The 13,952-nt window shown below is 73.0% G+C and carries 12 protein-coding genes and 1 pseudogene; 3 read left to right on the forward strand and 10 right to left on the reverse strand.

Annotated features, from left to right (window positions below; genetic code table 11):
• Positions 1-881: polyprenyl synthetase family protein (locus tag AC08OU_RS14765; RefSeq protein WP_476605137.1), on the reverse strand; the 881-nt coding region annotated here is incomplete at its 3' end.
• 69 nt (positions 882-950) lie between these two features.
• Between AC08OU_RS14765 and AC08OU_RS14770 the strand changes: the two genes are divergently transcribed.
• Both AC08OU_RS14770 and metF read left to right on the forward strand, forming a co-directional pair.
• The gene (locus AC08OU_RS14770; protein WP_476599070.1) at positions 951-1,745 is read left to right on the forward strand and encodes a DUF4097 family beta strand repeat-containing protein; all 795 of its coding nucleotides are present in this window, start codon (positions 951-953) and stop codon (positions 1,743-1,745) included.
• Between the two features lie 136 nt (positions 1,746-1,881).
• Positions 1,882-2,778, forward strand: coding sequence for a methylenetetrahydrofolate reductase [NAD(P)H] (metF, locus tag AC08OU_RS14775; RefSeq protein WP_462202558.1), 897 nt, complete (start codon positions 1,882-1,884; stop codon positions 2,776-2,778).
• A 100-nt stretch (positions 2,779-2,878) separates the two neighbouring features.
• On the opposite strand, the gene AC08OU_RS14780 is transcribed toward metF, so the two are convergent.
• On the reverse strand, positions 2,879-3,127 hold the full coding sequence (locus tag AC08OU_RS14780; RefSeq protein ID WP_462185985.1) for a hypothetical protein: 249 nt from the start codon (positions 3,125-3,127) through the stop codon (positions 2,879-2,881).
• A 292-nt stretch (positions 3,128-3,419) separates the two neighbouring features.
• On the opposite strand from AC08OU_RS14780, the gene AC08OU_RS14785 reads away from it, so the two are divergent.
• Positions 3,420-4,178 carry a CDP-alcohol phosphatidyltransferase family protein gene (locus AC08OU_RS14785; RefSeq protein ID WP_476599068.1) on the forward strand — a complete coding sequence of 253 codons (759 nt, stop codon included), beginning with the start codon at positions 3,420-3,422 and terminating at the stop codon, positions 4,176-4,178.
• Here the strand turns inward: AC08OU_RS14785 and AC08OU_RS14790 are convergent.
• From AC08OU_RS14790 to AC08OU_RS14825, 8 genes and pseudogenes are all read right to left on the reverse strand, one after another.
• Positions 4,101-5,588: a phytoene desaturase family protein gene (locus tag AC08OU_RS14790; RefSeq protein ID WP_476599066.1), complete on the reverse strand. Its 1,488-nt coding sequence runs from the start codon at positions 5,586-5,588 to the stop codon at positions 4,101-4,103. The two genes, AC08OU_RS14785 and AC08OU_RS14790, sit on opposite strands and share 78 nt — an antisense overlap.
• 138 nt (positions 5,589-5,726) lie before the next feature.
• Positions 5,727-6,569, reverse strand: a complete 843-nt coding sequence (locus AC08OU_RS14795) for a glycosyltransferase family 2 protein (protein ID WP_476599064.1) — start codon at positions 6,567-6,569, stop codon at positions 5,727-5,729.
• 26 nt (positions 6,570-6,595) lie between these two features.
• Positions 6,596-6,922 (reverse strand): annotated as a pseudogene (locus AC08OU_RS14800) (glycosyl transferase); the annotation flags it as partial.
• Positions 6,919-7,698, reverse strand: coding sequence for a bisanhydrobacterioruberin hydratase CruF (gene cruF, locus AC08OU_RS14805; protein WP_476599062.1), 780 nt, complete (start codon positions 7,696-7,698; stop codon positions 6,919-6,921). The gene cruF and the pseudogene AC08OU_RS14800, both read right to left, overlap by 4 nt.
• Positions 7,699-7,719: 21 nt before the next feature.
• Positions 7,720-8,343: a GNAT family N-acetyltransferase gene (locus tag AC08OU_RS14810; protein WP_476599060.1), complete on the reverse strand. Its 624-nt coding sequence runs from the start codon at positions 8,341-8,343 to the stop codon at positions 7,720-7,722.
• A gap of 175 nt (positions 8,344-8,518) precedes the next feature.
• Positions 8,519-11,119 carry an FAD-dependent oxidoreductase gene (locus AC08OU_RS14815; RefSeq protein ID WP_476605138.1) on the reverse strand — a complete coding sequence of 867 codons (2,601 nt, stop codon included), beginning with the start codon at positions 11,117-11,119 and terminating at the stop codon, positions 8,519-8,521.
• Between the two features lie 184 nt (positions 11,120-11,303).
• Positions 11,304-12,047 (reverse strand): spheroidene monooxygenase, encoded by a 744-nt coding sequence (locus tag AC08OU_RS14820; RefSeq protein WP_476599056.1) that lies wholly within the window; start codon positions 12,045-12,047, stop codon positions 11,304-11,306.
• Positions 12,044-13,952 (reverse strand): tetratricopeptide repeat protein (locus AC08OU_RS14825; protein WP_476599055.1); only part of this gene is annotated, 1,909 nt, incomplete at its 5' end. The genes AC08OU_RS14825 and AC08OU_RS14820, both read right to left, overlap by 4 nt.

The following is a 13,952-nucleotide window of genomic DNA, read 5'->3' on the forward strand; positions in this document are numbered from 1 at the left end:
GGCGGGGAGACCAGAGCGCGCAGCCGGGCCGCCGCGGCCGGCTGCGCGCGGGTCAGCGCGAGCGCCAGCAGGCCGGTGGGCCGCCCGTCACGCAGATCCTCCCCGGTGGGTTTTCCCGTCACCGCCGGATCGCCGAACACGCCCAGGAGGTCGTCGCGGAGTTGGAACGCCTCGCCGAGCGGCAGGCCGAACGCCGCGTAGGCCGCCAACAGGTCCGGCGGCGCGCCTGCGAGCAGACCGCCGAGCTGCAGGGGACGGACCACCGTGTAACCGGCGGTCTTGTACCGGGCGATGCGGACCGCCCGCCCGGGACCGAGGCCGCCGTGCGGACCGGCCTCGGCCTGGCCGACGAGGTCGAGGTACTGCCCCGCCATCAGCTCGCTGCGCATCCGCCCGTAGGTGGGCCAGGCCCGGGCCAGCGCCTCGGGTGGCATCCCGCTGGCCGCGAGCAGTTCGTCGGCCCAGGCCAGGAACAGATCGCCGAGCAGGATCGCGGCCGAGCGGCCGAAGTCGGCGGGATCACCCCGCCAGCCGGCGGTCCGGTGGACCCGGGAGAAGCGCCGGTGCGCGGCCGGCCGGCCGCGCCGCGTGTCGGAGGCGTCCATGACGTCGTCGTGGACCAGCGCGCAGGCGTGCAGCAGCTCGAGGGCGGCGGCGGTCACGATCTTGTCGCAGTCCGGGCCGTCCGCCCCTCGCCACCCCCAGTAGCAGAAGGCGGAACGCAACCGCTTGCCCTCCGCCAGCAGGAATTCGGTGGCGATGCGGACGAACGGGATCAGATCGTCGTCGATTCCGCACAGGAGCGCTCCGCGCGAACCGGTGAAGCGCCGCAACACGGCGGAGACCCGCCGGCGCACATCCACCGTCGTGTGGTCTGGCACCGTCGTGTGGTCCGGGACCATCGTGTGGCCGGGGATCGGCGGGCGCCCGGGGTACCGTGCGGTGTGCCCGTGTTCGACACTGCCGTCGTCGTGGTCGCCGTTCTGCTGGTTGCCGCCGCACTGGGCGGATTGACCCTGTTGCGGCTGCCACCCGCGGAGCTGACTCACACTGTCGACGGTATCGACGCCGTGGAGGTCCTGGTGGCCGCCGGCCGCGTCGAGATCTCCGGGCGGGACCGCGAGGACGTGCACGTCGCGCTGACCGTGCGGCGCAGTCCCGGCCGGTCCGTGCCCGCGATCACGAGGGCCGGGACCACGCTGCGGATCGACGGCCGGGCCAGCGATGTGCGGGCCAGGCTGACCGTGCCGCCACGGGTCCGGGTGCGGGCTGAGGTGCTCGCCGGCGAAATCACGCTGTGGGGGGTCGGCGGTGAACTGTCCCTGGTCACCCGCGATGGCACCATCGCCGGGCGGGAGCTCGCGCGCGGTCCGGTCGCCGCGCGCAGCCGGGACGGCGACGTCAGCCTGCACTTCAGCGAGCCGCCGGACGGCGTGCGGGCGCAGAGTGAGACGGGCATGGTCACCGTCATGCTGCCCGAGGGCGAGTACGGGGTGGAGGTGGAGACCGCTGATCCCGGGGCGGCCGACGTGGAGCTGACCCCGTCGGCGCACGCGGCACGCCAAGTGGTGGCGCGCAGCGTGTCCGGGCGGGTGCGGGTCGGTCTCGCCGCGCCGCTGGGACCCTTGTCCATCGGACGTCTTTTGTCTGTCTGCCGTCTATGTGGGCTGTCCCAGCTGGTCCCGCCCAACGAGCCCGTTCCAGCCGGGTTGCCCACCCATGTTGGTGGACTCGACGGATCATGACCCTCGTGGGATCACGCTGGGGATTCGTGGGATCACGCCGGGAAAATGTTGCTGCCCGCTGTCGGGGCCTGATCGGTTGTGTTTCCGACCGGGGGTCCGTCCTCGATCGTGGCCACGCCCGGTCTACCCTCGTGCCATGGCGGCGGTCCGGAGTCTGAGCACGCAACCCACGACGATGGGCGAGTACCTCGCCACCGGTCGTGCCTCCTTCTCCTTCGAGTTCTTCCCGCCGAAGACGCCGGACGGCGAGCGGCAGTTGTGGACGGCCCTGCGCCAGATCGAGGCGCTGCATCCCTCGTTCGTCTCGGTGACGTACGGGGCGGGCGGGTCGACGCGCGACGGCACGATCCGGGTGACCGAGCGGATCGCCACCGAGACCACCCTCACGCCGATCGCCCATCTCACTGCGGTCAACCACTCCGTCGCCGAGCTGCGCCGGGTCATCGGCAACTACGCCGGCGTCGGGGTGCGCAACGTCCTGGCCCTGCGCGGCGACCCGCCAGGGGATCCGCAGGGCACCTGGACCGCCCATCCCGCGGGCCTGCAGTACGCGGACGAACTCGTACGCCTGGTGAGGTCGGTCGGCGACTTCTGCGTCGGCGTAGCCGCCTTCCCCGACAAGCATCCACGATCGGTCGACTTCGACAGCGACGCGCGCTACCTGGTGGGCAAATTCGACGCCGGCGCGGACTACGCCATCACTCAGTTCTTCTTCGGCGCTGACGACTATTTCCGTCTCGTCGACCGGGTCCGCCGGCTGGGCTGCGACAAGCCGATCATTCCTGGAATCATGCCGGTGACGAACGTCGCGCAGATCGTCCGGATGGCGCAGCTGTCCGGTGCGGCCTTCCCGCCGGCGCTGGCCTCCCGGTTGCAGGCCGTCGCCGACGACCCGGCGGCCGTGCGGGCGATCGGGGTCGAGGTGGCGACCGAGTTGTCCCGTCGCTTGCTGGACGGCGGTGCCCCGGGCCTGCATTTCATCACCCTCAACCGCTCCAGCGCCACTCGGGAGATCTACCAGGCGGTCCGGTAACCGGCCGCGGTCCGCGGAGTGGCCGGTCCGCGGAGTGGCCCGGTGGCGCATGGTGGGCCGCTCGCCCGGCCCACCCACGCTCATGCCGCCGGGCCGGCACTCAGTCGTGCTCGTCGTAGGCGTCGAAGACGCACAGCAGCCATTCGTCGCGGAGCGAATGCTCCCGGACCAGCGCGAACCCGGCCTGGTTGGCGGCGTCCACCACCGCCGTCACCAGGCTGAGATCAAGGGTGTTGAAGACCGGGGTGATCCGTACCGCAAGGATCACCTGGTCGCGATGGGCGGAGAAGACCGCCCGCGGGTCGAGGTCCTCAAGGGTCTCCACCACGCCGCCTACCTGTTCGGACACGTCACTCCCGCCACGTCTGGGTGGCACCGCTGTTCTCTCGTGACACCGCTGTTCCTCCGACACCGCGTCTCCCGACCTCGGGCCGGTCCGGTGACCGATCGGCGCCTTCGGTTTCGGTCGCCGGCCGGACGCAGGGTGCCGGTACGGCTCGCGGTAGGGGATGACGAGACTCTATGTCCCAGCATGTCCCAGCGCGAGACGGCGTACCGGACGGATCCTGGCGTACCGGACGCGGCGCTGGCCGTACCGGGTGGAACGGGATGGCCGACGGGCACGATGGCCGACAGGCACGATGGATGACGTGAGCACCCCGGTACCCGGTCGGGACACCTACCTTGCCCAATGGTCGACCTTGCACGGCGGCTACGACCTGGCGCGCGGGCTATGGCTCGTTCGTGCCTGGTTGACGGTGGTCTACTGGGTGGTCAGGCCGCTCGCCGCCCGCGGGGTGCGCCCGTCGGCGGTGACCGCCGGGGGGGCCGTGCTCACCGCCCTCGCGATTCCCCCGGCCGTGGCTGGTGGCCGGTGGCCGCTGCTGGGGGCTCTGGTGATCGTGCTCAGTGGCCTGGCCGACAACCTCGACGGAGCGGTGGCGATCCTCACCCGGCGCACGAGCGCCTGGGGATATGTCCTGGACTCCGTCGTGGACCGCTGCGGTGACCTGGCCTACCTGCTGGCCCTGTGGTGTCTCGGCGCACCCGGCGGCCTTGTGATCGCGGCAGGCAGCATGCTGGGACTGCTGGAGTACACCCGGGCCCGGGCCGGCAACGCCGGCTTCGACGAGATCGGCGTGGTGACCGTCGGGGAGCGGCCGGCCCGGATCATCATCGCCGCGGTCGGCTCGTTCGGAGCGGGTCTGGTGCCCGGCCTCGCGAACCTCGCCGCGAGTATCGCGACGACCGCGACGCTGGCGGTGTGCGCCGTCGGCTTCTTTCAGCTCACGGCCACGGTCCACGCGACCCTGGCAGCCGGGTCAGGCCGGGCCGATGAGGCCGGCGACGATGCCGGCGGAGAGCACGACGAGCGGCAGCCCACCGCCGGGATGGGTTGATCCGCCGACGAGAAACAGGCCGGGCACCCGGGATGTGTTCGGAGGCCGCAGGAAGGCCGCCCGCACGCCGTTCGAGGATCCACCGTAGATGGATCCGCCCACCGTCCCGGTGGGCCGTTCCAGATCCGCCGGGGTGATGGTCTCGTACCAGCGTAACCGGGGGCGGACGTCGAACCCGCGGGCGGCGAGCACGTCGAGGATGCGCCGGGCGTAGCCGTCGACGAGCCCGGGACGGTCCCAGTCCAGGGTGCCTGCGCCGTCGTGGCCGCCTGCGCCTCGGTGCGGGGGCGCGTTCACCAGGACGAACCACGCCTCGCAGCCCGGCGGCGCGCAGGCCGGGTCGGCGGGCGCGGCAAGGTAGATGGTGGGATCGGCCGCCAGCCGGCCCGCGAAGACGGCATCGAATTCAGCGTCGTAGTCGGCGGGGAAGGTGACCGTGTGATGCCCCAGCCCGGGCGTGCGACCCGTCAGGGCCAGCAGCAGCACGAAGCCGGACATCGACGGCACCGTCCGCCGCAGCCGCCGGCGGCCGGCCCGATCGTTCACCAGCCGGCCGTAGAGCGCCGCCGCGTCGGCGTTCGCGACGACGACGTCCGCGGGCAGCCGGGTACCGTCGGCGAGGCGGACCCCGTCGACCCGCCCGCCGGGGGTCCGGGTCACCGTCAGCACCGGCGCGTCGAGCAGGATCCGGACGCCGCGTTCCTCGGCGCGGCGGGTGAGCGCATCCCCGAGGCGGCGCAGGCCGCCCGCGACGTACCAGCCCCCGAAGCGCCGTTCCGCGTGGACCACCGACACCAGAGCGGCGGGGGCGTGCCGGGGATCGGATCCAGAGTAGGTGGCATAGCGGTCCAGGATCATCCGCAGCCGGGGATCACGCAGGTAGCGCAAGCCCAGCCGGCGCAGGCTCCGGCCGGGCGCGATCGCGGCGATGTCACCGGGTGAGGACCAGGCGAGCCGGACCAGCCCGGTCGCCGACACGGGACTGGACAGGAACGGTCCTTCGGCGGCGTCGAAGACCCGGCAGGCCCGGTCGGTGAGCCGCCGCCAGTCCTCGCCCGACCCGGGGGCGATCCGATCGTCCAGTTCGGCCACGAACGCGTCGTCGTCGGCATGTGCGGCGAGCGTCGTGCCGTCGGCGAACCGGTAGGACGCGATCGGGTCCAGTCGACGCAGCTCCACCTCACCGCGCAACGGCCCGCCGGTCGCGGTGAACAGGTCCTCGAACACGCCGGGCATGGTCAGCAGGGACGGGCCGGTGTCGAAGCCGAACCCGTCGCGCTCGTACCAGCCGAGCTTGCCTCCGGTCCGCGACGACTGCTCGCAGACCGTCACGTCATGCCCGGTGGCGGCGAGCCGGGCCGCGGCTGCCAGCCCGCCCACACCGGCGCCGATCACCACAACACGGGCCATGCGACGACTGTACGAGCTGCTCCTTCCCGGTTATCCACGAGGAAGGAAACGGGCATCGAAGCCTCGAGAAGGAGAAGGAAGCCGCCGGAAGGACGACAAGGGAAGCCTCTGGCGGGGTGAGGAAGGGTGGACCAGCGGTCAGGGGCAGCGGGTAACCGGTCGTCCCTTCCACCGGGCGGTACCCCGCCGACGACGCCACCACGACACCGCCGTCAGGTAGCCCAACAGGCTCACGGAAGCCGGATGAGCGGCGGCGTCAGGCCAGCTCCGGCCGCCCGTGCGGCGGGCGGCGAGCACCCGGCCGGCGACCCCGGCGAGGTACCCGACCGCGCCCGGGCCCGAGCCACCCAGTGCCGCCACCGCCGGCACGACGAACAGCCAGGCCAGCACGCCGATCTGCCCGGCGCTGCCGAGCGTGCTTCCACCGGCGACGGCCAGCGACTTCGCGTAGCCGTCCCGCAGCTGTGACCATCCGGAGTACATCCGATTGACCGCGAGGTCGGTGCCGTCCGCGACCACTCCCCGCCCGCCGGCACGCTTGAGCCTCCGCAGCAGGGCGACATCCTCGATGACCTGGTCCCGGACGCCCTCGTGGCCGCCGGCCCGGCGGTAGGCCGCCACGTCCACGGCCAGCAGCTGTCCGCCCGCCGCGGAAAGCGATGGCCGGGTGGAGCGTTCGGCCAGCCGCAGCGGCAGCAGCGCCAGCCACGACCACTGGAGCAGGGGTTGGATCAGCCGTTCGGCGACACCGGCCGCCTCCTGGCGTGGGTAGGGCGAGACGAGGTCGAGGCCGGCGTCCCGCAGGAGGAGAACGGTCCGCGCGACGCGGTCGGGGGCCACCGTGACGTCGGCGTCGACGAAGACGAGGACCGTGCCCGTGGCCGCCGCCGCGGCCCGGGCGCAGGCGTGCGGTTTGCCGAGCCAGCCGGCGGGGGCGCCGCACCGCGCAGCGCGACGATCCGGTCGTCCCTCGCCGCCCACCGAGCGAGGATCTCCCCGGTGCCGTCGGTGGAACCGTCGTCGTAGACGAGGATCTTGAGGTCGGGCACCCACTGCGAGCCGAGCAGGGCCGACAGGCAACGCGGCAGGCTCCCGGCCTCGTCGCGGACGGGTAGCACGACCGTCACCCGTTCGCGTACCGGCCGGGCCGGCGGTGGGACGCGTAGCAGCCGCGCGTTCACCGCCGTGTGCACGGCGATGGCGCTGGACGCCACCGCGGCGGACCGTACCGCACCCGACCAGCATCGGCCGGCGAGCCACCGGGCCGGGGATCCCGGTACCGTCCGTCCCGTCCGGTGCCTCGTCCCGCGCCCCGTCCGCCACGGCGCCGTCATCGTGGTGGGGAGCCCGCCGGGACCGGGCGGTCCCCGGCCCGGGCACGGTCCCGGGCACGGGGCCCGGCCCGGGCCGCCGCGACGAGCGCCGCCCCCATCGCGATCCCGCCGGCCACGGCTACACCGGGACGGTCGAAGAAGGTGAGGTTCGCCAGCGTCGAGGAGACGTAGGCCCACAGGAGAAGGGCGAGCGGAGCGCGATCGTCGCGTGCCGTGCTCCCGGCCCGGTCCGGAAGCGCCGTCAACGCCGCGGTCATGGCGATCGCGACGGCCACCCATCCGGCGGTGTTGGTGAGCGGGATTCTGTTGAGCGCCGGGCCGCCGCCGAGCCACCGCCAGTACCCCGCGGTGACCATCTGCGGGTCGATGAAGAGATCCCAGGCCGCGAGGACGAGCGCGGCCAGCACGACGGTGCGCGCCCGGCCGCGGTGGTGGCGACGGGCCAGGACATATGCCGGGTAGGTCATCATCGCCCAGGCCATCGGCACCACGACCGGGACGCCGTACAGGCGGGTGCCCAGGGCGGAGCCGTAGGCGTAGCGGCCGAAGGGCCAGCCGGTGTGCACGCCCACGGTCTCCACGAGCAGCCCGCCGCCGACGGTCACGGCGAGGAACCCGGCGGTCCACGCTCGGCCACGGGTGAGCAGGGCGTGGCTCACCGAGGAGGCGAAGAACAGCACGATCGAGGCGATGGCGAGCGCCGCCCCAGCGGATCCGGTGACCAACGGACAGGGGAGCTGCACCGCCACGGTGGCCGCCGCGAAGATCCACGGCATCGCGGTGAGCCGCGCCGGCGGTCATCGTACCGGTGCGTGCCGGTCGGCTCCTTCGGCGGAGGCGCCGTCGGGACAGGCGGGGGAGCGTCCGTGGAGCTCCTTGCCGAGCACGGCGTAGGGGGTGAGGGTCCCGGGGAACTGGAAGTCGGACAACAACGGGACGAATCCCTCATGGTCGTACAACCGGCGTGCCGGACTACCCGGGGGTTCGAGGGCGGACAGCGCGGCCGTGCGTTGCGGGGCCCCGCGCAGCAGCTCCCGCAGTATGGTGCGCCCGATCGCTCGGCCCTGGTAGGCGGGCAGGACGTGCAGCTCCACGATCTCGAGGCAGTCGTCGAGCCAGTACGCGGCCGAGTCCGGCGGGAGCGCGTCGGCGACGACGTCGTGCCACCACTGGCCGACCCGGCCGGGCAGTGCGTAGGTGATCCCGACGAGTTCGTCGTCGGGTGTGACGGCCGCCACGGCGCGAAGGTCCCGCCACTCGAAGTGCCGGCGCGCATGGGCGGCCCGGTCCCGGGCGGCCCGCGGCGGGTCAGGCTCATGATGATCGAGGAAGGCGGCCTTGTAGACCGCGATGACATCGTCGAGCCGGGTGCGCATCCGGCTCGGGGACCAGCGGACTACCCTCACGCCCACGTCGGTCACCGGCGTCGCCTCCTGTCCGCGCCCGGATCGCCGACCTGGCCCCACGAGTCGGGTCCGGCGAGCCAGGAGGCTGGGGCGCACCATCACGTCGCTCGACGATAACCCGCCGCTCGCCGGCACTGCTCGGCGATGGGAATTACTGCTACGTAACGTCATTCCACTGATGTGGAGGGTGCTACCTCCGGATGGGTGGGAGACCCGCCCGATCACCGGCCATGGCGAGTGCGGCGCAGCGCGGCGTGCCGGCGAGGAGGTCGGCCACCAGCATGGCCACCGCCGGGGCCTGCACGGTGCCACCCGCGTTCGTCCCTGCCGCCACGATCACCCGGCCGCCGTGGTCTGCCACGGCCTCGACAAGGGGGATGCCGTCCGGGGTCGCCGGGCGCTCGCAGACGCGGACGTCGAGCATCTCCACGGTGCCGTCAGGCCGGCGCAGCGTCGGGAACAGGCCGGCGGCCGCCTGCTCGAAAACCGCGCGTAGGCGGGCGACGCCGCTGTCCGCGACCGCCCGCACGGCGGTGCCCAGATACCCGAATCCGCCGCTGACATGGATCCTGGCACCATCGGCGGACAGCGTCACATTGATCACACCGAGGGGATCTCCGGCGTGGACCTTCACCGGCCGTCGCAGACCCGGGTTCGGCAGGGTCAGTGAGAGGCCGAGCAGATGCGCGACGGCACCGGCGCCGGGCCAGGCGGCGCCCAGCAGCCGCTGCAGATCGCGGCCGGCCACGGTCACCACGGCCCAGCCGGTACGCAGGGTCGAGCCGTCCGCGAGATGCAACCGGACCCCGTTCCCGGCTCCGTTCCCGGCTCCGCTCCCGGTCTCGTGCCCGGCCTTGTTCCCGTTGCCGTCGAGGCTCCGGTCGATGCCGGTCTCGATGCGTTCCACCCGGGTGCCGGCGCGCACCTCGACGCCCGCGGCCCGCAGCCGGTCGATGAGCACCGTGGCCAGATCGTGGATGTTGACCGCGTAGCCGTCCACCTCGACCGCCCCGGCCACCTCCCGGGCGCCGCCGGGCAGCGGGACCGAGCAGCCTAGCGTGGGCCAGCCGCGAACCAGATCCGCCCGGGACAACCGAACGACCCGCCCCCCGCGGCCCGCTGCAGCTGCAGCTGCTCGCCCGCGGCGAGGTCGCCCGGACCGAGATAGATCCGCGGGAGGCGGGCGTCCCAGCGCAACCCGCACCCGGTACCGAGCCCGTCCCTGCCGTCGGCGAGCGCGAAAAGATGCTCCCACCCGCGCAACCCCAGCCGGTTCAGGGCGATCACCAGGTCCCGGGCCACCGCGTGCAGCCCGGGATGGTCGGCGCACTGCTCGAAGGCGCTGGCCTAGGCCCTCTCCGGCTCCGACAGCGACTCCGGGTCCCGTAGCCGCCAGCCGCCAGCCGCCGTGCGTCGGATCGCGGTCGAGAACACCCACGCGGCTCGCGTCCGCCTGCGGCAGCGTCTCGGTCGCCGATAGGTGCCGGCCGTTCGTCCCCGCGAACGTCGTGCCCTGGGCGGCAGGGTCCGCCCGGTCGGCCGGCGCGGCGTCGAGGACCCGGACGGGGTGGCCCCGCAGCCGCAGCACGAGCGCGATCGTGAGTCCGACGATCCCGCCGCCGACGACCACCACGTCGTGCTTGTCGACGGCGGAACCGTCAGGGGCCGGGTCCTCGCCGACCCCGCGGCCGGTGCCCCGCGGATCGCCCCGACGATCGGCCAGGTCATGACGATCGCCCTTCGGGCCGTGCCCGGCGAGGTCGTGCCCGGTGAGGTCGTCCAGGTCGGCCCGCCCGACCACCGCGAGGAACGCCTGATCGAGATCGTCGCTGCAGGCGGGACTGTGCATCGCTACGGAGCAGAGAGTGAACCCGCGCCGCAGCTCCCCGCCGTCCTCGGCGATCCGCCCCGCGAGCAGCCCGCGGACCGGGCCGAGGAACCGGGGGGCGTTGTCGATCACGACCTCCAGGTCACGGCGGTCGTAGGCGTCGACCAGCGCCCGGTCGGTGAAGACGTCCGGTTCGCTGACTGACACGAGTCGGCGGCCGGTGAACGCCTTGACGTGCCGCATGTCGATCATGCCGGCGGACATCCGGGACCCGCCGTGCACGAGGGGCGCGGCGATGCTGATCAGATCGGCGGCGTCGAAGACGTCCTCGACGGTGCGGGCGACGTGGATCCGGTCGACCGGCAGTCGGTGCTTCGCCGCCCAGAGCGCGGCCGTCGCCGGCTTCGCCGCGAGCGAGGGAGCGTGTACGGCCAGATGCCAGCCGCGTGCGGCGCCCTCCCGGGCGACCCGACTGTTGATGTTTCCGGCGCCGACGAGGCCGAGCACGCCCGGCCGGTCGGTGCGCGTGGCGGCCCCAGCCGGCTCCGCGCCGGATGCGTCGCCGAGCGGGTCGAACAGCCGGTCGACGATGAACCGGGCGACGTGCCGGGCGTTGACCTCGGGGGTGTTGCACACCTCGATCCGGTGGCGCGCCGCAGCGGCCAGGTCGACGGCGGCGAGGGAGGTGCCCCGGCGGACCAGCAGCAGGCGTCGGTCCCGGCCGGCCTCCGCCGGGTCCGTGCGGACCGCGGTGGCCCACTGTTCGAGTGCCGGTCCATCCACCGCGTTCACCCCGACGACGAGGGTGTGCGGCCGCAGTTCGACCAAGGCGTCGGCTAGGCCCGTCGGCTGGGTGGCCAGCTCCGGGCGTAGCCGGGCGGCGTCGTGCCGAGTGACGAGCCGCGCGACCCGTTCGCTCACTGGTGTCGCGATCAGAACCCGACGGCGGGGGGCTGCGTCCAAGGCGCCTGCTCGCGGGGTGCCTGCTCGCGGGGTATCGACATGCGGCTTGCTTCACCTGGTTCGTAGGAAGGTGCGGGGCGTAGGAAGGTGCGGGCGGCCCCTTCACGGTGGCGGGTGCCGTTCAACGGGGCGTCAAAGCAGGCCGTGTCCCCGCCCGGATACGGCGGGGGTCGTGGACGGATCTTCAACGCGGCGTCAACGTCGGCTCGGGGCTGACCTGCAGGAGAGGATCCCGCCCGCCCAGCGTCCCCCGCGAGCCGAGCACCGCGAACCGCGCGAACAGTTCCTCGCTGTACCAGCCGACCAGCGGTGTGCGCCGGACGACCTCGCTGTGCGCGGGGCGGCTGTAGGCGAACCTGCGCAGCGACGCCGCGTCCTGCCAGAGGCTGAACGTTCCCTGTAAGCCGATCGGCGCCTCCCGGATGCCAGCCGCGAAGATCAGACCCTCGGCCTCGGCGAGGTCGACCGCCGCTGCCGGCACCGCTCGGCGGAAGGTGAGCGTGTGCCGCAGGGTGACGCGGGCCCAGGTGATCACCGCGACCGCCGCGGGGGCGCTCGCGGGAGACGGAACGTTCGACGCTGCCGGGTTGCCGAAGGGCTCCTGCCGTGACCACCGCCCACGTGACGACAGCGGGTGAAGGTCGATCCGCCAGCGTTCCTCGGCCAGTGATGACCATGCCCGCACCGACGCGGATCGTTCGAAGGAACGGGCCGCCGACGGGGAGGACCAGACGGCGACCATCGCCCACTGGCACGGATCGGCGTCCCGCAGGGTGAAACTGCTCGCCGAACCGGTGCCCAGCAGTTTTGCGAAGGTCAGTCCCGGTGTGTGCCGCAGGGCGGTACGGTCGGTGGCCATCCGCGCCAGGGCGTAACCGATCCGTCGTCGGGGCACCCGCCAGAAGTCGACGGTGACGAGCGTGCTCATCGCCGCACCGACGACAGGCGCAGCAGGCTGTCACGGACGGCCCCGTACTTGTCGGCGAAGGCCGTGGCCACGGCCCCGGCGCCGTCGTTGTCGTTGTCGTTGTCGTTGTCGCGCAGGGGTACCACCCGGCACCGCCCGGTTCCAGCCAGTACATGCCGACCGTCGCCCGCCACCTCGGCGAGCAGGCCGTCCGGACCGCCGCGGCCCAGCAGCGCGACGAGGTCGGGGGAGGAGACGTACACCGCCCCGTCGAGGCGCACGAACTCGGCCTGTACCTCGAGATGGGCCGCGTCCGACGGGAAGACGCGCAGCGGCACCCGCAGGTAGTCGTCCAAGGCGGTGCTCCCTTCCAGACTCCAGAGCCGTTCGAAGTGCTGTTCGACGAACTGGACCAGGGTGGAGGAGATGGCCGCCTCGTGCTGGGTCGCGGCGGCCGAGGAGTACCCGACGGGGAACGTCGAGACCAGCGCCCCGGTGCCCCAGCGGTGATACGTCGTCAGGGGCTGTTCGGTGTAGAGGCGGACCGCGAGCCGGGGGCGCAGGACGGGAGCGAGCCGATCTCGCAGTGCCTCGAGGACCAGCAGGTTCGGGTGGATCATGCCCGGTACGTCGACGCTGCGCAGGAGGTCGGCGGCTCGTCCGGCCACGGCCGGGGAGTCCGGGTCGAGTAGGAGTACCTGAATGATCGCTCCGGCGTCGACCGCCGCGAGCACCGCGTCGGCGAAGGCGGTCCGGTGCTCGGGGGTAGCCAGATCCGTCCAGGTGTTGAGTAACCGGACGCTGCGCCGGGACGAGGCGATCCGGGCGATGAAGTACGCCGGGTCGAACGTGCTGAGCAGCCGCCCGCTGGTGAACTGGGTGGGCTCGGCCGTGACCGGTGCGCTCAGCCGTTCCTCGGCGGCCGGCAGTTCGGGGGAGCCCCGCTGACGCAGGAGCGTGATGCCCTGCTGCCAGGATCGCCGCGCCGCTGGATGGTCGTCCATTTGGGCGAGGATGTCACCCCGGCGGATGAGCACACGTGGCTCCCAGCGGGTGTCGGGTAGCTCGGCGAGCAGCGGCAGGCTCTCGTTGTAGCTTGCCAGGGCCCGGTCCAACCGGTGCTGGAAACGGTGGAGATCGCCCAGCCGGCGCAGGGCCAGCGCCTCCAGCGGACGGTTGCCGAGTTCGCGGGCGATCGACAGGCTCATCGTCAGGCAGTTGATGCCGTCGGTGAGCTCGTTGCGGTCGCCGTGGACCATGGCGACGTTCACCAGGGTCTCCGCCTCGGCCTTGCGGGCGCCGGCCCGGCGCATCATCTCCAGGCCGGCCTCGAAGTGGACCAGGGCCGTGGAGAACTCCCCCCGACCGCGGCAGGCGTCGGCCAGCCCGCGCAGCGTCCGGGCCTCACCCAGCTCGTCGCCGAAGTCGGCGAAGATCTCCCGGGCCCGGGTGAGGCGCTCCGTGGCCAGCGCCAAGTGGTCGACCGTAGCCCGGTAGACCTCGACCGCCGGTTGACCGTCGGGGTCCGTGCCGTCCGCGTCCAGTCGCCAGAAGGCGTCCTCGAAGGCCAGCGTGACGTCGCGCTCGGCGAGGTTGGTCAGCAGCGTCGCCTCGGCGAGGCGGTGCCCGGCCCGGCGGGCCGCGGCCAGCCCCAGGACGTGGCTCTGCTCCCAGTCGCCCCAGTGCGCCGCGAAGGCGTAGAACTCGGCGGCCTCGGTGGCGAGCAGCCAGGTCGGCTCGTCGAGACCGGCCGCGTGGGCCTGGTCGATCAGGCTCATGAGGTTTCCTCGTTCCCCGCCGAACCAGACCAGCGGCTGACCGACCAGGTCGGCGACGCCTGCCTGTTCAAACCGAAACACGGCCCCCGTCGTGAGCGCCGCCACGTCCTCGGCGACGGGGGTAAGGGTGCGCACCTCGCCGGGGCTG

Source organism: Frankia sp. CcMO1 (assembly GCF_977945845.1).

Coding starts and splice junctions, on each gene's coding strand:
- metF (WP_462202558.1), top strand. CDS start 1,882: ATGGCGGCGGTCCGGAGTCTGAGCACGCAACCCACGACGATGGGCGAG.
- AC08OU_RS14785 (WP_476599068.1), top strand. CDS start 3,420: ATGGATGACGTGAGCACCCCGGTACCCGGTCGGGACACCTACCTTGCC.
- AC08OU_RS14790 (WP_476599066.1), bottom strand. CDS start 5,588: ATGGCCCGTGTTGTGGTGATCGGCGCCGGTGTGGGCGGGCTGGCAGCC.
- cruF (WP_476599062.1), bottom strand. CDS start 7,698: ATGCCGTGGATCTTCGCGGCGGCCACCGTGGCGGTGCAGCTCCCCTGT.
- AC08OU_RS14820 (WP_476599056.1), bottom strand. CDS start 12,047: ATGAGCACGCTCGTCACCGTCGACTTCTGGCGGGTGCCCCGACGACGG.